General features: G+C 68.5%; 21 protein-coding genes. 9 read left to right on the top strand and 12 right to left on the bottom strand.

The window, feature by feature from the left end:
• Window positions 1-172: 172 nt before the first annotated feature.
• Both ACPXCG_RS19330 and ACPXCG_RS19325 read left to right on the top strand, forming a co-directional pair.
• Window positions 173-853 (top strand): response regulator, encoded by a 681-nt coding sequence (locus ACPXCG_RS19330; protein ID WP_425793722.1) that lies wholly within the window; start codon window positions 173-175, stop codon window positions 851-853.
• Between the two features lie 473 nt (window positions 854-1,326).
• On the top strand, window positions 1,327-1,527 hold the full coding sequence (locus tag ACPXCG_RS19325) for a hypothetical protein (RefSeq protein ID WP_425793721.1): 201 nt from the start codon (window positions 1,327-1,329) through the stop codon (window positions 1,525-1,527).
• Window positions 1,528-1,708: 181 nt separating this feature from the next.
• On the opposite strand, the gene ACPXCG_RS19320 is transcribed toward ACPXCG_RS19325, so the two are convergent.
• The 6 genes from ACPXCG_RS19320 to mqo all read right to left on the bottom strand — a co-directional run bounded on the left by ACPXCG_RS19320 (window position 1,709) and on the right by mqo (window position 9,642).
• Entirely contained in the window at window positions 1,709-3,355 is a 1,647-nt protein-coding gene (locus tag ACPXCG_RS19320; RefSeq protein WP_425793719.1) for a GAF domain-containing protein, read from the bottom strand.
• Window positions 3,352-4,797: a cobyrinate a,c-diamide synthase gene (locus ACPXCG_RS19315; RefSeq protein ID WP_425793718.1), complete on the bottom strand. Its 1,446-nt coding sequence runs from the start codon at window positions 4,795-4,797 to the stop codon at window positions 3,352-3,354. The genes ACPXCG_RS19320 and ACPXCG_RS19315 overlap by 4 nt, the downstream gene beginning before the upstream one ends.
• Before the next feature lie 43 nt (window positions 4,798-4,840).
• On the bottom strand, window positions 4,841-5,458 hold the full coding sequence (gene cobO, locus ACPXCG_RS19310; RefSeq protein ID WP_425793717.1) for a cob(I)yrinic acid a,c-diamide adenosyltransferase: 618 nt from the start codon (window positions 5,456-5,458) through the stop codon (window positions 4,841-4,843).
• A 39-nt stretch (window positions 5,459-5,497) separates the two neighbouring features.
• The gene (locus tag ACPXCG_RS19305) at window positions 5,498-7,525 is read right to left on the bottom strand and encodes a VWA domain-containing protein (RefSeq protein ID WP_425793716.1); all 2,028 of its coding nucleotides are present in this window, start codon (window positions 7,523-7,525) and stop codon (window positions 5,498-5,500) included.
• Window positions 7,522-8,028, bottom strand: coding sequence for a GNAT family N-acetyltransferase (locus ACPXCG_RS19300; RefSeq protein WP_425793715.1), 507 nt, complete (start codon window positions 8,026-8,028; stop codon window positions 7,522-7,524). The genes ACPXCG_RS19305 and ACPXCG_RS19300 overlap by 4 nt, the downstream gene beginning before the upstream one ends.
• Before the next feature lie 84 nt (window positions 8,029-8,112).
• On the bottom strand, window positions 8,113-9,642 hold the full coding sequence (mqo, locus tag ACPXCG_RS19295; RefSeq protein WP_425793713.1) for a malate dehydrogenase (quinone): 1,530 nt from the start codon (window positions 9,640-9,642) through the stop codon (window positions 8,113-8,115).
• Between the two features lie 185 nt (window positions 9,643-9,827).
• On the opposite strand from mqo, the gene ACPXCG_RS19290 reads away from it, so the two are divergent.
• The 4 genes from ACPXCG_RS19290 to ACPXCG_RS19275 are packed head-to-tail and all read left to right on the top strand — an operon-like array spanning window position 9,828 to window position 13,661.
• Window positions 9,828-10,913 carry an alpha/beta hydrolase gene (locus tag ACPXCG_RS19290; protein WP_425793711.1) on the top strand — a complete coding sequence of 362 codons (1,086 nt, stop codon included), beginning with the start codon at window positions 9,828-9,830 and terminating at the stop codon, window positions 10,911-10,913.
• Window positions 10,910-12,304 carry a mycothione reductase gene (locus tag ACPXCG_RS19285; protein ID WP_425793710.1) on the top strand — a complete coding sequence of 465 codons (1,395 nt, stop codon included), beginning with the start codon at window positions 10,910-10,912 and terminating at the stop codon, window positions 12,302-12,304. The genes ACPXCG_RS19290 and ACPXCG_RS19285 overlap by 4 nt, the downstream gene beginning before the upstream one ends.
• A 50-nt stretch (window positions 12,305-12,354) precedes the next feature.
• The gene (locus tag ACPXCG_RS19280; RefSeq protein WP_425793709.1) at window positions 12,355-12,951 is read left to right on the top strand and encodes a molybdopterin-dependent oxidoreductase; all 597 of its coding nucleotides are present in this window, start codon (window positions 12,355-12,357) and stop codon (window positions 12,949-12,951) included.
• A complete protein-coding gene (locus ACPXCG_RS19275) occupies window positions 12,948-13,661 on the top strand; it encodes an FAD-binding oxidoreductase (RefSeq protein ID WP_425793708.1) in 714 nt (237 codons plus the stop codon). Before ACPXCG_RS19280 ends, ACPXCG_RS19275 begins: the two co-directional genes overlap by 4 nt.
• 9 nt (window positions 13,662-13,670) lie before the next feature.
• On the opposite strand, the gene ACPXCG_RS19270 is transcribed toward ACPXCG_RS19275, so the two are convergent.
• From ACPXCG_RS19270 to map, 3 genes are all read right to left on the bottom strand, one after another.
• The gene (locus ACPXCG_RS19270) at window positions 13,671-14,495 is read right to left on the bottom strand and encodes an alpha/beta fold hydrolase (RefSeq protein ID WP_425793707.1); all 825 of its coding nucleotides are present in this window, start codon (window positions 14,493-14,495) and stop codon (window positions 13,671-13,673) included.
• Between the two features lie 45 nt (window positions 14,496-14,540).
• Complete coding sequence (locus ACPXCG_RS19265; RefSeq protein ID WP_425793706.1) at window positions 14,541-16,103, bottom strand: cobyric acid synthase; 1,563 nt, start codon at window positions 16,101-16,103, stop codon at window positions 14,541-14,543.
• A gap of 115 nt (window positions 16,104-16,218) precedes the next feature.
• Window positions 16,219-17,079 carry a type I methionyl aminopeptidase gene (gene map / locus ACPXCG_RS19260; protein WP_425793705.1) on the bottom strand — a complete coding sequence of 287 codons (861 nt, stop codon included), beginning with the start codon at window positions 17,077-17,079 and terminating at the stop codon, window positions 16,219-16,221.
• A gap of 186 nt (window positions 17,080-17,265) precedes the next feature.
• On the opposite strand from map, the gene ACPXCG_RS19255 reads away from it, so the two are divergent.
• Genes ACPXCG_RS19255 through ACPXCG_RS19245 form a run of 3 tightly spaced genes read left to right on the top strand, consistent with a single transcriptional unit; the run spans window position 17,266 to window position 20,134 of the window.
• Window positions 17,266-18,258 (top strand): heme/hemin ABC transporter substrate-binding protein, encoded by a 993-nt coding sequence (locus ACPXCG_RS19255; RefSeq protein WP_425794001.1) that lies wholly within the window; start codon window positions 17,266-17,268, stop codon window positions 18,256-18,258.
• On the top strand, window positions 18,255-19,346 hold the full coding sequence (locus ACPXCG_RS19250) for a FecCD family ABC transporter permease (RefSeq protein ID WP_425793704.1): 1,092 nt from the start codon (window positions 18,255-18,257) through the stop codon (window positions 19,344-19,346). The genes ACPXCG_RS19255 and ACPXCG_RS19250 overlap by 4 nt, the downstream gene beginning before the upstream one ends.
• A 5-nt stretch (window positions 19,347-19,351) precedes the next feature.
• The gene (locus ACPXCG_RS19245) at window positions 19,352-20,134 is read left to right on the top strand and encodes a heme ABC transporter ATP-binding protein (protein WP_425793703.1); all 783 of its coding nucleotides are present in this window, start codon (window positions 19,352-19,354) and stop codon (window positions 20,132-20,134) included.
• Between the two features lie 13 nt (window positions 20,135-20,147).
• On the opposite strand, the gene ACPXCG_RS19240 is transcribed toward ACPXCG_RS19245, so the two are convergent.
• The 3 genes from ACPXCG_RS19240 to ispG form a co-directional block, all read right to left on the bottom strand.
• Window positions 20,148-21,974, bottom strand: a complete 1,827-nt coding sequence (locus ACPXCG_RS19240) for a penicillin-binding transpeptidase domain-containing protein (RefSeq protein ID WP_425794000.1) — start codon at window positions 21,972-21,974, stop codon at window positions 20,148-20,150.
• A 119-nt stretch (window positions 21,975-22,093) separates the two neighbouring features.
• Window positions 22,094-22,930 (bottom strand): GNAT family N-acetyltransferase, encoded by an 837-nt coding sequence (locus ACPXCG_RS19235; RefSeq protein WP_425793702.1) that lies wholly within the window; start codon window positions 22,928-22,930, stop codon window positions 22,094-22,096.
• Window positions 22,931-23,007: 77 nt separating this feature from the next.
• Window positions 23,008-24,198, bottom strand: coding sequence for a flavodoxin-dependent (E)-4-hydroxy-3-methylbut-2-enyl-diphosphate synthase (ispG, locus tag ACPXCG_RS19230; protein ID WP_425793701.1), 1,191 nt, complete (start codon window positions 24,196-24,198; stop codon window positions 23,008-23,010).
• Between the last annotated feature and the right edge of the window lie 37 nt (window positions 24,199-24,235).

Below are 24,235 nucleotides of genomic sequence, written 5' to 3'. Positions count from 1 at the left end.
GCCCCGTGGCCGCTGACGGGCCAGGGCGCGCGCGCTCGTGATTCTTGGGTGACCGACTCCGCACCTGCGGGCGACGTCGTCATGTGTCGCACAAAGTCCCGGATCGAGTGGGTCTCAAGTCGTCAAAGCTCATGTCCCTCGCGCCGTCTGGGCCTGCGGTACCGTCGAGAACATGCCTGCCGATCCCACACCGGACGGCGCGCCGGACAAGCCGGTCCGCGTCTACCTCGTCGATGACCACGAACTGGTCCGGCGCGGGCTGCGCGACCTCCTCGGCACCGCCGACGATCTGAAAGTGGTCGGCGAGGCCGCATCGGTGGGTGAGGCGAAGGTCGGCATCCTCGCGACCAAGCCCGATGTCGCGGTACTCGACGTCCGCCTCCCTGACGGGAACGGCGTGGAACTCTGCCGTGACGTGCGCGCCGAAGAACCGACGGTGCACTGTCTGATGCTGACCAGTTACGCCGACGACGACGCCTTGCTCGCGGCGGTGCTGGCCGGTGCGTCCGGCTTCGTGCTCAAGCAGATCCTCGGCCACAACCTCGTCGCGGCCGTCCGGACGGTGGGGCACGGCGGTTCCCTGCTCGACGACCGCAGCACGGCCGCGCTCCTCGCCAAGCTGCGGGACGGCAAGGGTTCGGCGGCCGATCCGCTCGCCGAACTCACCGCACAGGAGCGCGAGGTGTTCAACCACATCGGCGACGGGCTCACCAATCGTCAGATCGCGGAGCGGATGTTCCTGGCCGAGAAGACGATCAAGAACTACGTGTCCCGTATCCTCGCGAAGCTCGACATGCAGCGGCGCACCCAGGTCGCGGTGATGGCGACCAAGCTGCGCGACGGCAAGATCTGACGCCGCGTCGGGCTTGTCCCGCACCTCCCCCAGTGTCGTTGCGCCATCGAGCTCGATGCCCGCCTGCACCTGGAGATCGGGCTCGGGAATCTCTGGGCAACCGCTGAGCGCCGGCCTGCTCAGCGGCTCCCCCACGCTCTCCGACCGCCCGTCCGCGAGCGGCAGCGCCGCCCGCCGGACGATGCCGTGCCATCCGTGAGGCACCTCGGTGATCTCGTCCGGCTCCGCACCCATGCGGTCCCGAATCGAGTGCACAGACGGCCCGCCGGTGATCGCTGATCTGGGCGATGCCGCAGACCGTCCGCGCGAGGGATGTCAGACATGCCATCGATCCGGACGATCTCCGATGCCGGCAGAGGCGCTCGGTGGATGATCCCGCGTTCGGTGCGGCGACCGGTCGTCGACGCCGTGAAATGGACCTTCGACAGATCGGGCCAGAGCAACGGCACACGATGCATCACCGTCGCCGAGGTATGACTGAGGATCCGCGTCTCGGTTCCCTGCCGAGCGGCTCCCATCACGGTCTCCCGGTACCGTTCGGTTTCGGTGAGGTACCCCTGTGCCGCGGTGCCATCACCGGATTCGGCAGCGGCGGGCACGCCGTGCCAGACGCGCTCCACGCGCCCATCTGCGACCTCGCGGCGCAACCGGCCGTCCGTGACACCTCGCCGTAGTGTGCTTCGGACCGATGCGGTGCGCTCATGGCAAACATCGTGCACCGCAAGGACGCGGACCCCGGACCCATCATCCACAGGATCAGCGGGGCTGCGGGTGATTCCCTTGCGCCGCAATTGTGTTCGTGTGCCGAGAGCTCACGGCGCACGAACGCAGAACCCGCGCACAGACTCCCGGGGACTAGCCGGTCAGCGGGACCGACCACGTCAGCGTGGTACCCGCACCCGGTCGCGTCACCACACTGAACACCCCGCCGCATTCCTCGGCCCGGCGGGTCAGATTGTCGAGGCCTCGGTAGACCACGTCGGAGCCGATACCGACCCCGTCATCGCTGATCTCGACGGACAGCACGTCGTCGTCGGCGCGCACCGAGACGTCGATGTGCCGGGCTCGCGCATGTCGCAGCGCGTTCGACAGTCCCTCGCGCAGGACCCCGTCGATGTGCGGGCCCAACGATTCCGGGACCACGGTGTCCACCGGTCCGGCGAACGCGACACCGGGCGCGATCTGGGCCTGGGCGGCCAGTTCGGACACGATGTCGAGGACGCGGCGGCGCAAGGTGGTGGTGTCGTGATGCCCGGGAATCGTCTGCAGATCGAAGATGGAAGTGCGGATCTGCGCGATGGTCCGGTCGAGGTCGGCGATCACCTGCTCGAGGCGGGACGTGATGGCACTCTGCGCCGCCGATGTGTCCGCCCCGTCTGCCGACGTCTCGGTGGCCAGCATCGTCTGCACCGACATCCCGATCGCGAACAGCCGCTGGATCACCAGATCGTGCAGGTCCCGGGCGATGCGATGGCGGTCCTCGAGCACCTCCAGATCGCGGGCGACCTGCTGCTGTTCGGCGTAGGCCACCGCCAGCGAGGCCACTTCCGCGACGCCGGCGAGTCCCGACGCGTCCTCGCCGTCCCACCGGGGCCGCTCGCGGTGGGTGATCACGATCCAGCCGAAAACTCCGGCCGCTCGCTGCAGCGGCTGCAGGGTGGCCCACTGTGCCCCGCCTCGGACGAGTTCGGACGGCAGATCGGTCGCGGAACGAACCGTGTGGATGTCCGTGGGCGGCAACGACATGTCCCCCGCGGCCACGACCCGCCCAGTGTGTCCGGCCACCTCGACAGCGCCGGGCTCGCCGGTGAGGAGGTAGGCGTCGACACCGTCGGTCAGCTCGGCGACGTCGTCGCACAACCGGGACAGCGTGTCATCGAGTGCGATGCCGGCCAGCGGCTCCGAGCCACGGCGGGCGATGACCTGCATCCACCGATGCCGGGTGCGGGCCCGCTCGAACAGTCGGGCGTTGTCGACTGCGATGCCCGCGGCGACGGCGAGCACCGCCACCAGCGTCTCATCGACCTCCCCGAATTCGGGCGCGGACTGCTTCTCGGTCAGATAAATACTCCCGAACACCGAGCCGCGCACGATGATCGGCGCGCCGAGAAACGTGTTCATCGGCGGATGGTTGTCGGGAAAGCCCACCGAGGCAGGGTGTTTCGACAGCGCCGGAATGCGCAGCACCTGCGGTTGCTCGATGAGCAGACCCAACACCCCGCGGCCGACCGGGAGGTGATCCATCCGCCTACGCTGAGATTCGCTGATCCCGGTGTACACGAAGGCGCTCAGGCCGCCGTCGGGTCCGCGCACACCGAGAGCCCCATAGCGGGCGTCGACCACCGCCGAGGCGACCTCGACGATCCGTTGGAGGGCCTGATCGAGTTCGAGTCCCTGGCCGACGACGAGCACCGCCTCGAGGAGATCACGCAGGACCGCGGGATCGTCGACGCCATGTCGGGCCAAGGCGTCGAGAGCCTCGTCGACCCCCTGGTCACTCATCCGATCCGCTCCGCCGCCTCGTCTCGTCCGGAGCCCGCCATCTCGGCGGCGCGCCGTGCCGCGGCGACGAATCTCGTCACGGCGGCCGGATACCCGGCCGGATGGACATGAAGATACGAGGCATGCACCGATGCCTGCGCGAATCCGTGCGAACCGGGCGCACCCTGATGATCCCGCCACGCCCAGGCGGGCGTGATCGCGCCACGGACCTCGACGGAGGACCGGTGGAACTCGTGTCCGGTCACGCGCTCACCGGCGACAAACGCCACGGAATCCGCGACGGCGACCCCGTCGCGGTAGCCGAGGGTCAGGGCCGGGCCGAACCGTCCGACCACGTCGAGCACCCCGGCCATCGGATGGCCATCGAGTTCGGTTGCCAGATAGAGCAATCCGGCACATTCGGCAAGCACGGGACGGCCTGCGAGGGCGTGTGCGGCGAGCCCGGTGCGCAATGGTTCGTTCGCCGACAGCGCCTCGGCGTACTCCTCCGGGAAACCACCCCCGACCACGACTGCGTCGGTGTCGGGCGGCAGCGGATCGTGCAGCGGGTCGAACCCGACCACGTCCGCGCCGGCGGCGGCGAGCAACTCGCTGTGTTCGGCATAGCCGAAGGTGAATGCGGCACCACCCGCGACCGCCACGATCGGCCGCCGAGTGCGCGAGCCAGCAGGTGCGGCGCCGCCGGCCACCGCGTCCGCCGCGGACCAGGCGTCGACCGACCCTTGCCTGCGGGTACGGGCCGCAGTCACGATCGCCGGGAGATCCAGCGCCGCACCGACGGTGGTGCTCATCGCGGCGACCGCGCGGACCGCGTCGTCGCGGCGTTCCGCGGCCGGGATCAGCCCGAGATGGCGCGACGGTACCTGTAGATGCGGATCCCGACGCAGCACCCCGAACACCGGCAGGCCGGCCCGCGCGCATGCCTGACGCAGGACGGTCTCGTGACGATCCGAACCCACTCGGTTCAGGATCACCCCCGCGACGTGGATCGACGGGTCGTACCCGACGAAGCCGTGCAGCAGGGCGGCGAGCGATTGGCTGTGTCCGGCCGCGTCCACCACCAGGACCACCGGTGCGCCGATCAGTTGGGCGACGTGGGCTGTCGAGCCGAAACCCCGCGGATCGCCACCTCCGTCGTCGGGCAGGATGCGACCGTCGAAAAGCCCCATCACCCCCTCCACCACGGCGATGTCGGCGCCCGCGGTCCCCGCCGCGAACAGCGGCGCGACGAGGTCCGTCCCCACCAGGTTCGGATCGAGATTGCGGCCGACCACCCCGGCGGCAACCGCGTGGTAGCCGGGGTCGATGTAGTCGGGCCCCACCTTGAACGGCGCGACCCGGTGTCCGGCGGCTCGCAACGCCCCGATCAGTCCGGTCGACACCGTCGTCTTTCCGCTCCCCGACGCGGGCGCGGCGATCACGACGGCCGGAACCGAACTCATCCCGGCCCCTCCCGAAGGAGAGCCGGAGCCGTCGCGGATCGCGTCACCACTCGATGCCCTTCTGCCCCTTGCGACCTGCATCCATCGGGTGCGCGACCTTACGCATCTCGGTGACGAGGTCGGCAGCCTCTACCAGGGCCGCCGGGGCGCGACGCCCGGTGATGACGACATGCTGTCGCCCGGGCCGACCACCCAGCGCGGCGACCACCTCGTCGGTGTCGACCCAACCCCAGTCGAGGGGATAGGTGAACTCGTCCAGCACGTAGAAATCGTGCTGTTCGGTGGCCAGCCGCCGGGCTATCTCCGCCCATCCCGCGCGAGCGGCCTCCGCGTGGTCGGCGTCATGGTCTTCGTTTGCCCGCAGCCACGACCAGCCCTGTCCCATCTTGTGCCATTCCACCGGACCACCCTGCCCGGTCTGCTCGTGCACGGCGCCCAGCGCCGTGAGCCCGGTCTCCTCGCCGACGCGCCACTTGGCGCTCTTGACGAATTGGAACACGGCCACCCGCATGCCGGCGTTCCACGCACGCATCGCCATCCCGAACGCCGCCGTCGACTTACCCTTGCCGTCCCCGGTGTGGACCGCCAGGACCGGCTGGTTCCGGCGTTGCCGGGTGGTGAGCCCGTCGTCGGGGATGGTGTCGGGAACTCCTTGCGGCATTGCGGTCTCCTGCCGTTTCTCGCTGGTGCAGAACAGATGTCAGGCGGCTCGTCCTGGACGGGCGAGTACGTCGGCGGTGAGCTCGGCCATCGGCAGGCATCGGGCGCCCATGGCGGCGGCAAGGTCGTTCGCCAGACCGAGCCGGACCATGCCCTGTTCGCAGTCGACCACGACCGCATCGATGTCGCGGCGGCCGACCGCGGCCGCGGCCGATCGAGCGCGGCCGGCGGCATCCGGGCCCGCGGTCGCACGCCCGTCGGTGAGGACGACCAGCAACGGACGTCGCTGGGGCTCCCGGCGCCCGGCCCGCTCGATGAGTTCGGCCGCGGTGGTGATCCCCTCCGCCAACGGGGTACGGCCCCCGGTGCGGATGTCGGCCAGCCGGCGCACGGCGATGTCGACGGATTTTGTCGGCGGCACGGCCACCGACGCCGACGTCCCCCGCGCGACGACCACCGCCACCCGATCGCGCCGGGTGTAGGAATCGCGCAGCAGATCGACGCACACACTGCTCACGGTGGTGAGCCGACGTCGCGCGGTCATCGACCCCGACAGGTCGACGAGGAAGACGACGAGGTTGCCCTCCTGACCGATGCGCTGAGCGGCGCGCAGATCGTCGGCGACCACCCGCATCGTCGAGGAGCTCTCCGCTGCCGCGCGGCCCGGCGAACCGTGGTGGCGCTCCGCCGCACTCAGGATGGTGCCGAACAGGTGCACCGGGCGCCCGTTCTCGAAGGTGGTGGCATGTGTGGTGTGCCCCCGTCGGGACCGCGCGCGCGACCGGCGACCGGGATCGCCGTCACCCACGCCGTCCACCCGCAGCCTCCGCACGGTGGGCGCGGTCGCGCGTGTGGGCGGTGTCCCGAATCGCGCACCCGGTGCGGGTGCTTTCTCGTCGGCGTCGGTGTCTGCGTCGCCTCCCGGGTCGGGCTCCGGATCGGTTGCCGTCGTGCCGGATTCCGCGGGTCCGGGCGAGGCATCGTGGCGGGGATCGCCGTCGCCGGGACCATCCGGTCCTGGATCGGTCGGGTCGGGGTCGGTCGGGTCGGGGTCGGTCGGGTCCGGGTCGTCGTCGGGTTCGCCCGATCCGGCCGCCTGATCGCCGGCATCCATCGCGTCGTCGAGTTGGTCTGTGGTCAAACCGGATTCATCGAACGGATTCCGGCGCCGGCGGTGTGGCAACGCCAGTTCGACGGCCACCCGGACATCGTCCTCGGTGACCTCGCGGGCCTCGCGCCATGCGGCGTGCGCAGCTGCCGTCCGCGCGACCACGATGTCGCCGCGTAACCCGTCGACGTCGAGGTGCGCACAGATCCCGGCGATCCGGCGCAACTCCGCGGGTGGGATGTGGACCGACGGCATGAGTTCGCGGGCGGTGCCGATCCGTCGCGTCAGTTCCTGCTCCGTGTCCTCATGGCGCGCCGCAAAACCGTCCGGATCGGCATCGAATTCCATTCGGCGCGAGACGATCTCCACCCGCTCGGCGATGTCGCGGCCGGCGGCCACGTCCACCGCGAGTCCGAACCGGTCGAGGAGCTGCGGTCGGAGCTCCCCTTCTTCCGGGTTCATCGTCCCCACCAACACGAAGTCGGCGGATTGGGTGTGCGACACACCATCTCGTTCGATGGTGACCCGGCCGCCGGCGGCGGCGTCGAGGAGAACGTCGACGAGGTGGTCGGCGAGGAGGTTGACCTCGTCGATGTAGAGCACGCCGCCATCGGCCCGCGCCAGCAGACCGGGGGTGAATTCCGCACGGCCTTCGCTGAGTACCGCCGTCAGGTCGAGAGAACCGATGACGCGGTCCTCGGTGGCGCCGATCGGCAGTTCGACGACGCGACCACGGGCGTCGTCGGCGGCGCGGGTGGGATCACCGGCGAGCAGCGGGCCGAGCCCCCGGACGATCGTCGACTTGGCCGTCCCCTTCTCACCACGGATCAGGACGCCCCCGATCGCGGGCGAGATGGCGGACAGGATCAACGCGAGTTTCAGCCGCTCCTGCCCGACGACGGCGCTGAACGGGTACCGGGTCACTTCCGGCTCCCCCGCCGAACGGTGGCGACCGCTCATCGGACGGTGTCCGGAGAGACACCGACGCGATCGGTCGCGACGCCACGGTCCCGGACCATCGAGACGTGCGGAATGCCGTCCTCGAGGTACTCGTCGCCCTCGGTCACGAAACCGAACTTCGCATACATGTCGACGAGATAGGCCTGCGCTTCGATGCGGCACGGGTCGTCGTCGACCTCGGCGAGCGCGGCCGACAGCAGACGTGCTGTCAGCCCCTCACCGCGATGCGTGCGCTCGGTGCACACCCGGCCGATACGGAAGAGAGGCCTGCCGTCGGCCGACGGCGGTTCGGTCAGCAGGCGCAAGGTGGCGATCACGCATCCTTCGGTGTCGGCGATCCAGAACTGGCGCGTGCTCGACTCGAGGTCGCGGCCGTCGAGTTCCGGGTACGGGCATGCCTGTTCGACGACGAAGACGTCCACCCGCAACCGCAGGATCTGATAGAGCGTCGCCGCATCGAGGTCCGCGGCCGGGCTCTGGTGCAGTTGCCCTACCGGAGTCATGGTGTCGTGACTATCACATCGGCGTTCGGTCGCACCAGCCACATCCGTGACGATCGGACGGCGCTGAGGTCGGCGGCATCGATGTCACAACGCCGCGGCAGGTGTGCGATCCGCTTCGACGCGGGTGTCCACGGCGCCGCGTTTGAGTTGCAGACTCGCCGTGGTCCAGTCCCAGACCTGACGGAAGAGGTCGCGATTGTCCGAGAGCTTCTGTCCGAACGACGGGATCATCTCGGTGAGCGTCGGCCCCCATCCCGCGTACTCGTTCGGGAAGCACTTCTCGAGGACCTGGAGCATCGCGGGCACCGCCGTCGAAGCACCCGGCGAGGCGCCGAGCAGACCGGCGATCGTACCGTCGCCCGCGGTGACCACCGCGGTCCCGAACTCGAGGGTGCCACCGACGCCGGTCTTGCGGATCACCTGGACGCGCTGACCGGCCGTGATGATCTCCCAGTCACCGCCGTCGGCGCGCGGGACGAACTCGCTCAGCGTGTTGACGCGATCCGCGCGGTTCGCCGCGAGTTCGCTGATCAGGTACTTGAGCAGCCCGAACTCCTGCGGTGCGATGGAGAGCATGGGCAGCAGATTGCTCGCCTTGATCGAGTTGGGCAGGTCGGTGACCTTCCCGTTCTTGAGGAATTTCGGCGACCAGCCCGCATACGGGCCGAACAGCAATCCCGGCTGGTGGTTGATGACGCGGGTGTCGAGGTGCGGCACCGACATGGGCGGCGCACCGACGGCGGCCTGCCCGTAGACCTTGGCCTGATGGTCGGAGATCAGCTCGGGATTCGTGCAGCGGAAGAACTCGCCCGAGACCGGGAATCCGCCGAACCCCTTCGCCTCCTTGATGCCCGACTTCTGCAGGAGGTGGAGCGCGCCCCCACCGGCCCCGACGAAGACGAACTTGGCGTGGACGGTCCGCTTCTCCTTGGTCCGCAGGTTGCGGACCTTGATGATCCAGCTGCCGTCGGACTGCTTGGACAGGTTGGTGACGTCGTGGCCGTAGTAGATGTCTGCGCCGGTACGACCGACGAAGTTGAGCAGCTGCTGGGTGAGGGCGCCGAAGTCGACGTCGGTGCCGTCGGTGAACCAGTTCAGCGCGACGGGGTCGGAGAAGTCACGTCCGGCCGACATCAGCGGCAGTCGCTCGCTGAACTCGGTCGGGTCGTCGATGAACTCCATACCCTCGAACAGCACCTGCCCGGCCAGCCGGTCGTAGCGCTTGCGCAGATACTCGACGCCTGCCGGACCATGGGTGAAGCTGACGTGCGGGATCGGGTTGATGAACTCGCTCGGGTCCCCCAGAATGCCGTTGTCCACCGAGTTCGCCCAGAACTGCCGCGAGACCTGGAACTGCTCGTTGATGTTGAGCGCCTTGTCGATGTTCACGTCGCCGTCGGCGGTCTTCGGCGTGTAGTTCAGTTCGCAGAGGGCCGAGTGACCGGTGCCCGCGTTGTTCCACGGATCACTGCTCTCGGCACCCGCGGCGTCGAGACGTTCGAACAGGCTGATCGACCAGTCGGGCTGCAGCCGCCGCAGCAAGGCGCCGAGTGTGGCGCTCATGATTCCGGCACCGACCAGCGCGACATCCGTCTTGATCACCGATTGAGACACGAGGAGCTCTCCTTCGCACAGGTTGGACGATCGAGGCCGACGGCGTCTCGCCGCTGTGGTCGTCCCTGTCAACGGCCATTGTTCCCCATCATCCGCCGAACGACGGAATCGCCTGGGCGAAAATGTGGGCTGGGCGACACTCGGCGCCGGTATTCGCACGCGGGAGTTTCTCTACAGTGGATGCCGTGACCGCAACCCACGGGGCCGCCCGCCAGGATGGACCGCCCGCCGCGAACTGGCAACCCGATCGCCTCCTCGACCGCTACGAGATCCTCACCCTCCCGTTGGGGCCCGATCCCGACCGCGAGAACCCGATCACCGCCACCCTGGTCCGCAAGGCCGGCGACGCCGACACGAGTTTCCCCAACGGAGCCGTCCTGTACGTGCACGGCTTCACCGACTACTTCTTCCACGAGCCCCTCGCCGACTTCTTTCATGAACGGGGTTACGCCTTCTACGCCCTCGACCTGCGCAAGTGCGGGCGTTCCCTGAAGCCTCATCACACCGCGCACCTCACCACCGATCTCGGGCAGTACGACGAGGAACTCGGCCGGGCACTCGACGTGATCGTCGACGAGACCGCGGCTGACGGCGGACCCGCTCGCGTGATCGTCGCCGCGCATTCCACCGGGGGCCTCATCACGCCGCTCTGGCTCGACCGCCTCCGCACCGAGGCCCCCGGCCGCCACGCCCACGTCACCGGTCTGCTCCTCAACAGTCCATGGTTCGACCTCCAGGGCAGCCCGATCCTGCGATCCCTCCCGGTCTCCCTCCTGCTGCGCGGTGTCGCGACAGCGCGGCCGAAAGCGGTGATCCCCCAGGAACTGTCCGAGGGATACGGCCGGAGCATCCACGAGACCACCGGCGGCGAGTGGGCCTACGACCTCGCGCTGAAGCCGATGGGGGGATTCCCCGTCACCTTCGGGTTCCTCGCCGCGGTCCGTAGAGGCCAGGCTCGCCTGCACCGCGGCATCGACGTCGGTGTCCCGTCGTTGGTGCTGCGTTCGGACAAGACACTGTTCGATCGCGGGCGTCTCGCCAGTGTGGACAACGCCGACGTCGTCCTCGACGTCCGGCACATGGCCCGCTGGAGCGGCTACCTGGGCGACCGTGTGTCCGTGACGCCCGTCCCCGACGCGCGACACGATGTATTCCTCTCGGTCGAGAGCGCCCGCGTCCGGGCCTACCGCGAGGTCGACGCGTGGATGCGCACCAACCTCTCGGTGCCCACCGATGGCGCCGACAGCGGATCATTGGTGGGCGGCGCATGACCGCGACGCAGATCGTCGACCTCGCGATCATCGGTTCGGGCAGCGGCAACTCCATCCCCGACGAACGCTTCGAGAACCGGACCATCGCCATTTTCGAGGAAGGTGTCTACGGCGGCACCTGCCTCAACGTCGGCTGTATCCCCACCAAGATGTTCGTGTACGCCGCCGAGGTGGCCGAGATGGCCCGCCACTCCGACCGCTACGGCGTGCACGCGCGTGTCGAGTCCGTGGACTGGCCCGCGATCGTCGGCCGGATCTTCGGGCGCATCGACCCGATCTCGACCGGCGGCAAGGAGTACCGCGTGGATCGGTGCGCGAACATCACCGTGTATTCCGCGCATGTCGAGTTCGACGGCCGCGACGACGACGGCCGCTATCGGCTCGTCACCCCGGACGCCGTTGTCCTGGCCGACGAGGTGGTCATCGCCGCGGGCTCACGTGCCACCGTGCCGCCGATCATCGCCGAATGCGATGTGCGATATCACACCAGCGACGACGTGATGCGCCTCGAGCGACTTCCGGAGCGACTGATCATCATCGGAAGTGGCTATGTGGCAGCCGAATTCGCCCATGTATTCGGCGCGCTCGGTACCGCGGTCTCGATCATCGCGCGAGGCCCGACATTGCTCCGGCACCTCGACGCCGAGATCGCCGCACGGTTCACCGAGATCGCCGCCGAGAAATGGGACGTCCATCTCGACACCGATGTGGCGGGCGCCATCGACCTGCCCGACGGCGGGGTGCGGGTCAGCTTCGAGGACGGCACCCACGTCGACGGTGACGCCCTGCTGGTGGCCACCGGACGCAAACCGAACGGCGACCGGCTGAATCTGGAATCGATCGGCGTCGCCGTCGACGATCACGGCCGCGTCGGCTGCGATCGACACGGGCGCACCGACGCGGCCGGCGTGTGGGCACTCGGCGATGTGAGTTCGCCCTATCAGCTCAAGCACGTCGCCAACCACGAGGAGCGGGTCGTCCAGGCCAACCTGCTGAAGGGCTGGGATGCCGACGATCTGGTCGCCGTCGACCATCGTTTCGTTCCTGCGGCGGTGTTCACGCACCCGCAGATCGCGTCGGTCGGCCTCACCGAGACCCGAGCGCGTGATCTCGGACTCGACATCACCGTGAAGGTGCAGGCCTACGGCGACGTCGCGTACGGCTGGGCGATGGAGGACTCGACGGGCTTCTGCAAGCTGATCGCGGAGCGCGGCACCGGCCGCTTGCTGGGCTGCCACATCATGGGCCCGCAGGCGCCCACGGTGATCCAGCCGGTCATCCAGGCGATGTCGTTCGGCCTCAACGCATCCGACATGGCGCGGGGGCAGTATTGGATTCACCCGGCGATGCCCGAGGTGCTGGAGAACGCGCTGCTCGGCCTCGAGCTCTGAGACGGGTTCGTTCGCGCTGCGAGATCCGATCCGGCGCGTAGGATCTCGGCATGGCGATCGTGAACCGGGGATTCGTGGGCCGTCGTGATCGCGACGCCGCCCGTCTGCCGCCGGGCCAGTACCGGACCTTCGACTTCCCGGTGCTGTCCGCCGAGCCGACTCCGGCCATCGCGGTCGACAGCTGGTCGTTGACGATGCAATCGTCGGATCACCGGGCGCATACCTGGAACTGGGCGGAGTTCCAGGACCTCCCCCACGAGGAGATCGTCACCGACATCCACTGCGTGACCCGCTGGTCGAAGTTCGAGACACGATGGCGTGGTGTCTCTTTCGACACGATCATGAGCAACATCCCCTGGCCCGGCGACAGCCATGTGATGGCCCACTGCCACGGCGGGTACACGACCAACCTGGCGGTCGCCGATCTGGTGGCGGGCCGAGGCTGGATCGCCGATACCTACGACGGCGAGCCACTCCCGGCCGAACACGGCGGCCCGGCACGGTTGCTGGTGCCGCATCTCTACTTCTGGAAGAGCGCCAAATGGGTGCGCCGACTGCGATTCATGCCGGGCGACACCCCTGGGTTCTGGGAGAGCCGCGGCTACCACATGCACGGCGATCCCTGGACCGAGCAGCGTTACTCATGAACGAGTGGCAGGTGACGACGGTCCTCTCGCAGATCCGCCACAGCCCCAGTGCGCGTTCGCTACGGCTCGGCCTCGCCGAGCCGTTTCAGGGTCTGCCCGGCCAGTCCATCGACATCCGCCTGACCGCGGAGGACGGCTATTCGACCGCGCGCACCTATTCGCTGTCCGATGTCCGGGAGACCCGGACGATCGAGGTCACGGTCGAACGCGCCGACGACGGTGAGGTGTCGCCCTATCTCGTCGATGTGGTCGAGGTGGGTGAGCCGCTCGAGGTGACCCGCGCACACGGCGGTTGGTTCACCTGGGACGAGCAGGACCCACACCCCGTGCAGCTCATCGCGGGCGGCTCCGGGCTCGCGCCACTGATGGCGATGATCCGCAGTCGGGAGGTTTCCGCGCCGATGGTGCCGTTCGGCCTCGTGTACTCCTTGCGGACGCCGGACCGCCTCCTGTTCGCCGACGAACTACGACAGCTCATGGACCGGGGACGGATGCCGGTACATCTCGCCTACACCCGGGAGGCGCCGGCCGACGATCCGCGACCGGCGGAGCGGCTCGGCGGCGGTGAACTCGCCGAGATCACGATCCCTCCCGACCGCGAACCGACGGTGTTCATCTGCGGGCCCAACGGTTTTGTCGAGCAGTGTGCGGCCGCGATGGTCGCGGCCGGTCATGAGCCCGGCCGGATCCGAACCGAGCGCTTCGGCTGACCGTTGGCGTCAGAACATCGCGGATCGCAGGGCGATCTCACTCGCCAACGCTGCCGCGGCGTTCTGCGGAATCCAATGGTCGACTCCCGGCAGTTCGCAGAACCGGTAATCGGAATACGCGTAGCGGCCGCTCAGCTCCGCCTGCTCGCGCCCGAGCGCGGTGTCGCCGTCGCTCCACACCATCGTCGTCGGGATCTCGACCGCCGGGCAGGCAAGCGTGTCGGCGATGTTCCCGGTGAAGTTGGCGCGGTACCAGTTGAGCGGTCCGGTCAGCGCACCCGGCTCCATCAGAGGCTTGAGCTCGTCGGCCGTCACACCCGCCCGACGCAACAGCACGCCGTTGCGGGCCAGTAGCTTCTCCTCGGCGTCTTCGGCGATGAAATCCTTGATGTACGACGACTTCTCACGCTGATCGCTCGACGCCAGCGCATCGCGTAACGCCGACGGATGACCGGTACTCACCGCGACGAGACTGGTGAACCGGTCCAGATGCTTCGCCGCCAGATGCCACGCGACGATGCCTCCCCAGTCGTGTCCGACCACCATTGCGTATCCGACTCCGAGTTCGTCGAGGACGCCGAGGGCGTCACCCACGAGGTTGGAGAGGTGATAAGCATCCGTACCCTCCGGCCGCGCACCGGGGCTGTAGCCCCGCTGATCGAAGACGATGGTGCGCAGTCCGCTCTCGTGCAGCCGCGGGACCACCGCGTCGAAGCACGAACTGTTGACCGGGAATCCGTGCAGGAGCAGCACCCATTTGCCGTCCTCGGGTCCGCCGATCCGGACGTCGAATGTGTGTTCCCCGACCCTCACCGCGCGCTGTTGCGTGTCCACGGGCCCAGGATAGGCGACATCGTCCGGTTCGGGCTTTGGCGCAGATCATTCGAGACGATGAGTGATCACCGGCGATCGCGGGTCCGGGCCGTGTTCGATGACCGCCTCCAGAGCCGAGAGGTCGAGGTGTTCGCCGACGAGATCGGCCATCAGGTCGACCTGGGTGCCGCGGATCTCGGTCACGACCGTGTCCGGAGCGGCGACGAAGCCGGTGACACCACGTTCCTCGGCGACCGTGCGCAGCAGATCGCGACGAAAGGCATCGGAGGCGAGGAGCCCATGCCAGTGGGTGCCACGCACGGCCCCGCGTACTGCGCCCTCGGGACCGTTCTGTGCATCCACGATCCAGGGCCGCTCACCCGACCATCGCACGCGGCCGTGGTGGATCTCGTAGCCACTGATCGGCCGGCCGTCGCCGTCGCCGGTCACCTGCCGCAGCACCTTGCCCGATTCGAAGCCGATCTCCAGGTCGAGGATCCCGAGCCCCTCGACGCGACCGGCGGCTGACTCCACCGGGTCGTCGATCTGGCGACCGAGCATCTGGAACCCGCCACAGATCCCGATCACCGGCCACCCCCGCCGCGCGCGGCCGACCAGCGCGTCGGCGAGTCCCCGGCTCCGGAGCCACGCGAGATCGGACACCGTCGCCCGTGTGCCCGGCAGGACCACCAGGTCCGCCGACGCCACGCTCGCCGCGTCGTCGACCCAGGTCACATCCACACCGGGCTCACAGCCCAGGGCCTCCACATCCGTGGTGTTGGACACCCGGGGCAATCGGATCGCCGCCACCGACAGCGCCACCGCGGACGGATCGGCGGTGCCGTCGTCGGGAGGACCGACCCGGCGGCCCACCGGAGCGGCGAGCGAATCCTCGGCGTCGATCCAGAGATCGGACCGGAACGGGATCACCCCGAACGTGGATCGTCCGGTCAGCCCCTGCAACTGATCGAGTCCCGGCGCGAGGATTGCCGGGTCGCCCCGGAACTTGTTGATCACGAATCCGGCGATGAGGCGCTGATCCGCGGCGTCGAGTACAGCCGTCGTACCGAACAGATGTGCCAGTGAACCGCCGCGGTCGATGTCGCTCACCAGGATCACCGGCAGATCCGCCGACCGCGCGAGACCCATGTTCGCGATGTCGGTGGGACGCAGGTTGATCTCCGCGACCGAGCCGGCGCCCTCGGCGATGACGACGTCGAAATCGTCTCGGAGCGAGGCGAGTTCGTCGGCGACGATCCCCACGAGCCGAGCGCGCCACGCGTGGTAGTCGCGGGCACCGACGTCACCAGCGGGTTGTCCGCGCACCACCACGTGGGACCGACGATCACTGCCCGGTTTGAGCAGGACCGGATTGAACCGGGTCGACGGTTCCAACCCGCACGCGAAAGCCTGCAGAGCCTGAGCACGCCCGATCTCCCCGCCGTCGAGGGTGACCACGGAGTTGTTCGACATGTTCTGCGCCTTGAAGGGCGCGACGCGAATCCCCTGCCTGGCCAGGTGACGGCACAGCCCCGCGACGATCAGGCTCTTGCCTGCGTCAGAACTGGTGCCGCCGACCAGCAGTGCGCCTTTCACCGCTCCGCCACCACGGCGCCCCGCCGATGCCACGGCCCACCATTCGTGCGCCTGGATTCGCTTCGTGCGCCAGATCCTTCGGGCGCACGAACACACAAGACGCGAACGAACCCCGCCGGGCGCGGGACGGCCATGAAGGACACCGGGGCTAGTCCGGCAGAGTCAGGATCTCCGCGCCGTTCTCGGTCACCACGAGGGTGTGCTCGAACTGTGCGGTCCATTTCTTGTCCGTCGTCGCGACGGTCCAGCCGTCATCCCAGATCTCGTAGCCGAGGCCCCCGAGGTTGATCATCGGTTCGATGGTGAACACCATGCCCGGCTCGATGACGGTGTCCACGTTGGGCTGGTCGTAGTGCAGGACCACGAGTCCGTTGTGAAAGGTCTCACCGATCCCGTGCCCGGTGAAATCGCGCACCACGTTGTACCCGAACCGGTTCGCGTACGCCTCGATGACCCGGCCGATGACGTTGAGTTCCCGGCCCGGTTTGACCGCCTTGATGGCACGCTCCGTGGCGACCCGCGTCCGCTCGACGAGATCGGCGGCCTCGGATGCGACATCGCCGGCCGAGAACGTCGCGTTGGTGTCGCCGTGCACGCCATCGATATAGGCGGTCACGTCGATGTTGACGATGTCGCCGTCCTCGACGACCGTCGAGTCCGGGATTCCGTGACAGATGATCTCGTTCAGAGATGTGCAACACGACTTGGGAAAGCCCTTGTAGCCCAAGGTCGACGGGTATGCACCATGGTCGACCATGTACTCGTGGGCGATGCGATCCAGCTCATCGGTGGTGATGCCGGGCGCCACCGCGGCACCCGCCTGTGCGAGCGCGTTGGCGGCGATCTTGCTCGCCAGCCGCATTTTCTCGATGGTCTCCGGGGTCTGCACCCACGGTTCATTGCCCTCGTTCGCCGTCGGTTTCCACGCGTACTCGGGACGCTCGATCGAGTCGGGAACCGGGCGGGTCGGCGACACGGTGCCGGGCCGCAGGGCAGCGCGAACAGTCATGCACCCACCTTATCCAGACCTCGCGGCCGAGGTGAACGCCGCTCGCACGAGTCCCGGAAGTCGGGACGCCCGTCGGCGCAAACTAAGGTGAGACTCAGTAGACGGGTGCGGAGGACGAGTGATGCGGGTGAGCAGGTGACGAGGGCGCGCCGACTGATACGGCCGGTCCTCGTCGTGGTCGTGCTGATGCTGGCGGGTTCCACCACGGCATGTTTCGTCGAGCCGATCGAGCAGACAACCGAGTCGTCGGTCAACCCCACCGCACACCTCCGCAACGGCCCGCAGACCGCCGAGCTGCCGGAGCATGACGTGCGGCCCGTCGCCGACGACCCGACGCCGTCGCTGCCGGCGACCGTGGACTCGGTCCGCTACGGCAAGGTCACCGTCGCCGACGCCGGCCGCATCATCGCCGTCGACATCAACGGGACGCTCGGCAGCATCGTGTTCTCGCTGGGTCTGGGCTCCCATGTCGTCGGGCGGGACACGTCGACGGCATTCCCGGCGGCCGCACGCCTGCCGGTGGTCACCAACCGGGGCCACAGCCTCGACGCCGAGTCCGTGCTCGCGCTGAATCCCAGCGTGCTGCTCGTCGACGAGAACACCGTCCCGGCCGCCGCAGTCGATCAGATCCGCGACTCCGGGGTCACCGTCGTGGCGTTCCCCGGTACCCGAAGTCTGCAGTCCAACGACTCGCTCATCCGGTCGGTCGCCGGTGCACTCGGTGTTCCGCGCCAGGGCGAACAGCTCGTCTCTCGCACCGACGCGGAGGTCGCCGCCGCCAAGCGGCTCGTGCCCGCGCCGTCCGGCGACCCGACGATGGCATTCGTCTACATCCGCGGTCGCAATCTGATCCTGCTGGCCGGACCCGGCTCCGGCGCCGACGACCTCATCGCGAGCCTCGGAGGCAAGGACGCCGGAGCCGAGGCCGACCTGACCGGAGCATTCACCGCCATCAGCGCCGAGGCGATGATCAAGGCCGATCCCAACGTGATCCTGGTGATGACCCAGGGCGCCGACACGGTCGGCGGCCTCGACGGGGTGCTGAGTCTGCCGGGGATCGCGGAGACCGACGCCGGCCGGAACGGACGCGTGGTCCAGATGGACGAGACGAAGATCCTCGCGTTCGGCCCCGACGTCGGCGAGGTGCTCGGCTCCCTCGCCGGAGCGATCTACACATGAGCGCCCCGACCACACCGCGGGCCTCCGCCGCCACGACAGCCGACCACCGCAGCCGGCACCGAACCCGCAACATCATGGTGATGGCGGTGATGGTGGTCGCGACCGCCGCACTCATCATCGTCTCGGCCGGCGTCGGCAAGGTGTCGGTGCCGCCGATCGAGGTCCTTGGCAGCCTGGCCCACCACTTCCACCTGGACCTCGGACCACTCCCCTCGCACCCCAACGGCGAGGGCGCCCTGTGGAATGTGCGTTTCCCGCGCATCGTCCTGGGTCTGCTCGTCGGGGCGGCACTCGGCGCCGGCGGGTGCCTGCTGCAGGGTGTGCTCGCCAATCCCCTCGCCGAGCCCGGCATCATCGGGGTGTCGTCGGGGGCTGCGGTCGGCGCGTGCCTGATGATCGTGCTCGGCGGCGGGATGACCAACGACTGGGCATTGGCAGGCGCGGCCTTCGTGTTCGGCCTGTTCACCGCCGCGGCCGTCTATCTGCTGTCGCTGCGGGACGGCTCGACGTCCGCGATCATGCTGGTACTCACCGGCATCGCGGTCAACGCCTTCGCCCTCGGCATCATCGCCTACCTCACCTTCGTCGCCTCCACGGCCGCGCGCGAACAGATCGTGTTCTGGCAGCTCGGATCGCTCGCCGGGGCGACCTGGGACGAGATCTGGGTATCGGCACCGCTGATCATCGCCGCGATCGCGGCCGCACTCGTCCTGGTCCACAAGCTCGATCTGCTGGCACTCGGCGAGATCCAGGCGGCTTCCCTCGGCGTCAACGTGGAAGTGGTCCGGCGGCAGGTCATCGTGCTGGTGTCCATCCTGACCGCGGCCGCGGTGGCGTTCTCCGGGATCATCATGTTCGTGGGCCTCGTGGTGCCGCACGTGATGCGCCTCATCGTCGGACCCCGGCATGCGATCCTGCTGCCCACAAGCGTGGTGGGTGGCGCACTCGTCATCACCGCCGCCGACCTCGCGGCACGCACCATGCTCGGCGACGCCGACCTGCCACTGGGCATGTTCACCTCGCTGATCGGCGGGCCGGTGTTCTTCATCCTGCTGCGGCGCAGCAGGCACGCCGGGGCCGGGTGGTGAGCATCGTGGCCGAGGCGACCGACGGCGTGACCGCCGAGCACATCACCGTGACTCTCGGTGGCCGTCACGTGGTGGAGGATGCGTCCCTCCACGTCGAGCCGGGTTCTCTGCTGGCCCTCGTGGGACCCAACGGATGCGGCAAGTCCACCTTGTTGTCCGTGCTCGCGGGTCTGCGCCGCCCCGACCACGGCACGGTGCGCATCGGCGATCATCTGGTGTCCAAGGCCTCGTCGACCGAACTGGCCCGCCTGCGTTCGTTTGTGACGCAACACAACCGCACCGACACCCCGTTCACCGTCGTCGAGGTGGTCGAGATGGGCCGGTTCCCCTGGCTGCGGACACCGCACGCGGCCGAGTCCCCCGAGATCATCGACGACGCGTTGCGTGCCTGCGATCTCACCGACATCACCGACCGTCCGTTCGCCCAGCTCTCCGGCGGCCAGCAGGCCCGTGTGTCGATCGCCCGGGCTCTGGCCCAACGGACACCGGTGATGCTGCTCGACGAACCGACGGCCGCCCTCGACATCCACCACCAGGAATCGGTGCTCGACATCCTGCGAGCCGCACGCGACGGCGGCGGGGCCATCCTGCTGGTGGTGCACGACCTGTCGCTGGCAGCGGCCTACGCCGACCGGGTCGCACTGATGAAGGACGGCCACCTGCTCGCCACCGGACCGACCCGCGAGGTGATGACGGCCGAACTGCTCTCCGAGACCTACGACCATCCCGTCGAGATCTGGAATCACCCGGCGTCGGGACAGCCGATCGTGGTGCCGCGCCGAACCTGACCGGTTCCGCGACTCACGACCGGGCAGCTGCGGCGTATCCCGGCGGTAGTGAGGCGAACATGTCCCTGGTCACGGCGACCGCGTTGTTCGAGTCGCCGCCACGCACCACCAGCGTCGCGAATGCGAGATCGCCTCGGTAACCGGCGAACCACGCATGTGAGCCGCCGTCGAACTCCGCCTCGCCCGTCTTCCCGAGGATGTCGCCCTGTCCGGCGATGACGGTGCCGGTGCCCTGCTGGACGACGGCTCGCATCATCGGCCGGAGCTCGGCCACCACCGACGGATCCAGGGAAGGTTGCGGACCCTCGACCTTTGTCGGCTTGCCCAGGATCAGTTGGGGTATCGGTGCTTTGCCGTTGTGCGCGACGGTGGCCGCGACCAGAGCGAGGCCGAGCGGACTGACCAGGACCTTGCCCTGGCCGAAGCCGTCCTCGGTGCGTGCCACCAACTCCGGGGCGATCGGCACCGACCCGGAGACGGCCGCGAGACCCGGGATGTCGTAGTGCTGTCCGATCCCCATCGACGCAGCGGTGTGTGCGAGGTCCGACGGCCCCATCTCGCTGGCGAGTTTGGCGAACGTCGTGTTGCAGGAATTCGCGAAGGCCTGCAGCATCGGCACGGTCCCCAACGAGAATCGGTCGTAGTTGGGGATACGACGCGGCCCGATCTCGATCTCGCCGGGGCACGGCACCATGGTCCCGGGATGAGCCAGGTTGCGGCTGATGGCCGCGGCCGCGGTGACCATCTTGAACGTCGAGCCGGGCGGATAGAGCCCGGCGGTCGCGATCGGTCCGTCGCGATCGGCCGACTTGTTCTGCGCGACGGCGAGAATATGGCCGGTGGACGGCTGGATGACCACCATCGCGATCTGGAAGCGGTTGGTGGCGTCGACCGCCCGCTGCGCGGCCGTCTGCACCTGCCGTGACAGGCTCAGCGAGACCGCAGGTGCGGGCTGCGCGGCGTGATCGGCGAGGACATCGGCGTCGAGGCCGTTGGGGTTGACGGTGACCACCCGCCACCCCGCCCGACCGTCGACTTCGCTGTCGACCACCTTCTTGACCTCGGTCAGCAGGGCGGGCGCGAAGTCCGGATTCTTCGGTACCAGCTCGGCCTGTTCGTTGTGCTCGACCCCGGGGATGGCCAACCGGTCGCGGAGTCGGTCGAAATCACGCTGGGACAGGCGGGTGATGGGATACGACCCGCCGCCCGCGGTGGACTCCTCGGCGATCTTCTGCGCCGACAGCGTCGGGTCGAACGGCTTCAGCACCGACACGAGCTGCGTCACCGAATCGGCCACCGAGCCACTCGCGGCAGCGGCCTGCGCGTCGAAGTTGATGCCGACCACCGTGCCGTTGACCATCACCTCTGAACCGTCGGATTCGTTCACCGTCGCCCGCGGCGCACCCGTCGTCCGCAGCGAAAGCCGTTGGTTGGCACCGAGGTCCGGGTGGATGTCGGTCGAGATCCACCGCACGCCCCACCCGGAGTCGGAGCGGATCATCGCGATCCGGGCTGGATAGCTCCACTCGCGTCCACCCGGCAGGCCCCATTGGTAGGTGACGTCGATGTCGGCGGTGTCGCCGGTGACCTGCGCCTTCCCGGTACTGAAGGTGAGCTTCTGGGCCGATATGCCCTTCCAGGCGGCGTCGAGATCGGTCTGGGCCTGCGACGCGTTGTCGGTGAGCTGGGCAGCGGCCACGGTGTCGTGGGCACCATATGCGGTCAGGAACCTCTCGACGGCCTGACGGGGTCCGTCGTCAGCCGTGGAGCAGCCGGCCACCCCGAGCACGACGAGAGCACTCACCGACACACAGGTCCCGCTGATCACACGCCATCTCATCTGCCACATCGGTTGCGATCATATGGCGTCGGCCACCGGAATCCGTTGCGCCACGCGCTACGCGCCGCGAAGACGCATCATCGCAGACTGTGACGGCCGTGTCCCGTGCGACCGGACAGTCAGTCGACCAGAACTGTCGCGAACGTCCCGACCTCGCTGAACCCGACCTGCCGGTAGACCTCTCGCGCCGGGAGGTTGAAGCTGTTCACGTAGAGACTCGGCGTCCGGCCGTGCGAGATGATCGCCGCCGCAACGGCCGCAGTGCCGGCGGCGCCGAACCCCTCACCACGTCGGTGCGGGGCCACCCAGACACCCTGAATCTGTCCGACTCTCCTTGAGAGCGAACCGATCTCGGCCTTGAACACGACCTCACCGCGGTCGAACCTGGCGAACACCCGCTGCGCAGTGACCAGCGACGCCAGCCGCCGGCGGTAGGAACGGCCGCCGTCACCGGCACACGGGTCCACGCCGACCTCACCGATGAACATGTCGACGGCGGCCGGCAGATACGCGTCGAGATCGTCCAGGGTGACCAGTCGCACCAGCGGGTCCGGCGTGACGACGGGCGTGCCGGTGAGCGCCATCAGCGGCTGGTTGTCGCGCACCTCACGTGCGGGTCCCCAACACGGTTGGACGCGGTCCCAGAACGGCAGTACCAACTCGGCGCGACCGACGATCGAGGAGCAGATCCGTGGCGCCGAGGCGGCGCGGTCGGCGAAACCCTCCATGTCGTCGGCGGAACCGGCGAGCGGGATCAGGTTCGCCCCCGAGAAGCACAGGGACGTCGTCGGGTCGTCGATGGACCACAGTTCCCCACCGAGCAGCCGCGGGTTGATGCCGTGGGTCTCGAAACGTGCCGCCACCATGCACATCGCCACCGGGTCGGCGGCCATGACGCGCTCGACCACCGGCGCATCACGTGCGCCGAGGGGGCGGTCACCCAGTAGCTTCAGCACCACCGCTCCTCTGCAGTAGTCGGGCAGGGCACGACCTCCGGCTCCGGCGCCTTCGGCAGTGGTCGCCTCTGCTGTCGTCAGCTGATCGTGACGACCGGTGAGCCCACTTCCCTGTCCCCACCAGTGTCACCCGACTCGCCTGCGATTCGCAGCGCTTCTTCGATCAAGGTCTCCACGATCTCAGCCTCGGGCACGGTCTTGATGACCTCTCCCTTGACGAAGATCTGACCCTTGCCGTTACCCGACGCCACACCGAGATCTGCCTCGCGTGCCTCACCGGGACCGTTGACGACACAACCCATCACGGCGACACGCAGCGGGACCTCCATACCCTCGAGTCCCGCGGTGACCGCGTCCGCCAGCTTGTAGACGTCGACTTGCGCCCGCCCGCATGACGGGCACGACACGATCTCGAGTTTGCGTGGCCGGAGGTTGAGTGACTGCAGGATCTGATCACCGACCTTGACCTCCTCGGCGGGCGGCGCCGACAGGGAGACCCGGATGGTGTCGCCGATGCCCTCGGAGAGCAGTGCACCGAAGGCGACCGCCGACTTGATGGTGCCCTGGAATGCAGGTCCGGCCTCGGTGACCCCGAGGTGCAGCGGATAGTCGCACTGCGCAGCGAGCTGCCGGTAGGCCTCGACCATGACCACCGGGTCGTTGTGCTTGACGGAGATCTTGATGTCGCCGAAGCCGTGCTCCTCGAACAGGCCGGCCTCCCAGAGTGCCGATTCGACGAGGGCCTCGGGGGTCGCCTTGCCGTACTTCTTCAGCAGCCTGGGATCGAGGGAGCCGGCGTTGACGCCGATCCGGATCGGGATCCCGGCGTCCTTGGCGGCATATGCCACCTCTTTGACGCGCCCGTCGAACTCCTTGATGTTGCCGGGGTTGACCCGAACCGCCGCGCAGCCGGCGTCGATGGCGGCGAAGATGTACTTCGGCTGGAAGTGGATGTCGGCGATCACCGGGATCTTGCTTTTCTTGGCGATCACGGGCAGTGCCTCGGCGTCTTCGGGACGCGGGCAGGCCACCCGCACGATGTCGCAGCCCGATGCGGTGAGCTCGGCGATCTGCTGGAGCGTCGCGTTGATGTCGTGGGTCTTGGTGGTGGTCATCGACTGCACCGAGATCGGATGGTCGCTGCCCACACCGACCTGACCGACCTGGATCTGGCGTGTCTGGCGGCGGGGCGCCAACACGGGCGGCGGGCCGGCGGGCATGCCGAGCCCGACCGAGAGCGCGTCTCCGGGAGTTGCTGGGGCGTTCATCTCGTTCACCTCGAATGACGAATGGCTGTGTGGTTCA

The organism is Gordonia sp. DT218 (genome assembly GCF_049847105.1).
Classification (GTDB): domain Bacteria; phylum Actinomycetota; class Actinomycetes; order Mycobacteriales; family Mycobacteriaceae; genus Gordonia.
Note: the sequence above shows the minus strand (reverse complement) of the source record. Positions and strands in the feature narration are given on the sequence as shown.

What these genes read in the sequence shown, in the direction of transcription:
- ACPXCG_RS19330 (WP_425793722.1), top strand. Translation starts at nt 173, where the DNA reads ATGCCTGCCGATCCCACACCGGACGGCGCGCCGGACAAGCCGGTCCGC.
- ACPXCG_RS19325 (WP_425793721.1), top strand. Translation starts at nt 1,327, where the DNA reads ATGACTGAGGATCCGCGTCTCGGTTCCCTGCCGAGCGGCTCCCATCAC.
- ACPXCG_RS19320 (WP_425793719.1), bottom strand. Translation starts at nt 3,355, where the DNA reads ATGAGTGACCAGGGGGTCGACGAGGCTCTCGACGCCTTGGCCCGACAT.
- ACPXCG_RS19315 (WP_425793718.1), bottom strand. Translation starts at nt 4,797, where the DNA reads ATGAGTTCGGTTCCGGCCGTCGTGATCGCCGCGCCCGCGTCGGGGAGC.
- cobO (WP_425793717.1), bottom strand. Translation starts at nt 5,458, where the DNA reads ATGCCGCAAGGAGTTCCCGACACCATCCCCGACGACGGGCTCACCACC.
- ACPXCG_RS19305 (WP_425793716.1), bottom strand. Translation starts at nt 7,525, where the DNA reads ATGAGCGGTCGCCACCGTTCGGCGGGGGAGCCGGAAGTGACCCGGTAC.
- ACPXCG_RS19300 (WP_425793715.1), bottom strand. Translation starts at nt 8,028, where the DNA reads ATGACTCCGGTAGGGCAACTGCACCAGAGCCCGGCCGCGGACCTCGAT.
- ACPXCG_RS19285 (WP_425793710.1), top strand. Translation starts at nt 10,910, where the DNA reads ATGACCGCGACGCAGATCGTCGACCTCGCGATCATCGGTTCGGGCAGC.
- ACPXCG_RS19280 (WP_425793709.1), top strand. Translation starts at nt 12,355, where the DNA reads ATGGCGATCGTGAACCGGGGATTCGTGGGCCGTCGTGATCGCGACGCC.
- ACPXCG_RS19275 (WP_425793708.1), top strand. Translation starts at nt 12,948, where the DNA reads ATGAACGAGTGGCAGGTGACGACGGTCCTCTCGCAGATCCGCCACAGC.
- map (WP_425793705.1), bottom strand. Translation starts at nt 17,079, where the DNA reads ATGACTGTTCGCGCTGCCCTGCGGCCCGGCACCGTGTCGCCGACCCGC.
- ACPXCG_RS19255 (WP_425794001.1), top strand. Translation starts at nt 17,266, where the DNA reads ATGCTGGCGGGTTCCACCACGGCATGTTTCGTCGAGCCGATCGAGCAG.
- ACPXCG_RS19250 (WP_425793704.1), top strand. Translation starts at nt 18,255, where the DNA reads ATGAGCGCCCCGACCACACCGCGGGCCTCCGCCGCCACGACAGCCGAC.
- ACPXCG_RS19240 (WP_425794000.1), bottom strand. Translation starts at nt 21,974, where the DNA reads ATGAGATGGCGTGTGATCAGCGGGACCTGTGTGTCGGTGAGTGCTCTC.
- ispG (WP_425793701.1), bottom strand. Translation starts at nt 24,198, where the DNA reads ATGAACGCCCCAGCAACTCCCGGAGACGCGCTCTCGGTCGGGCTCGGC.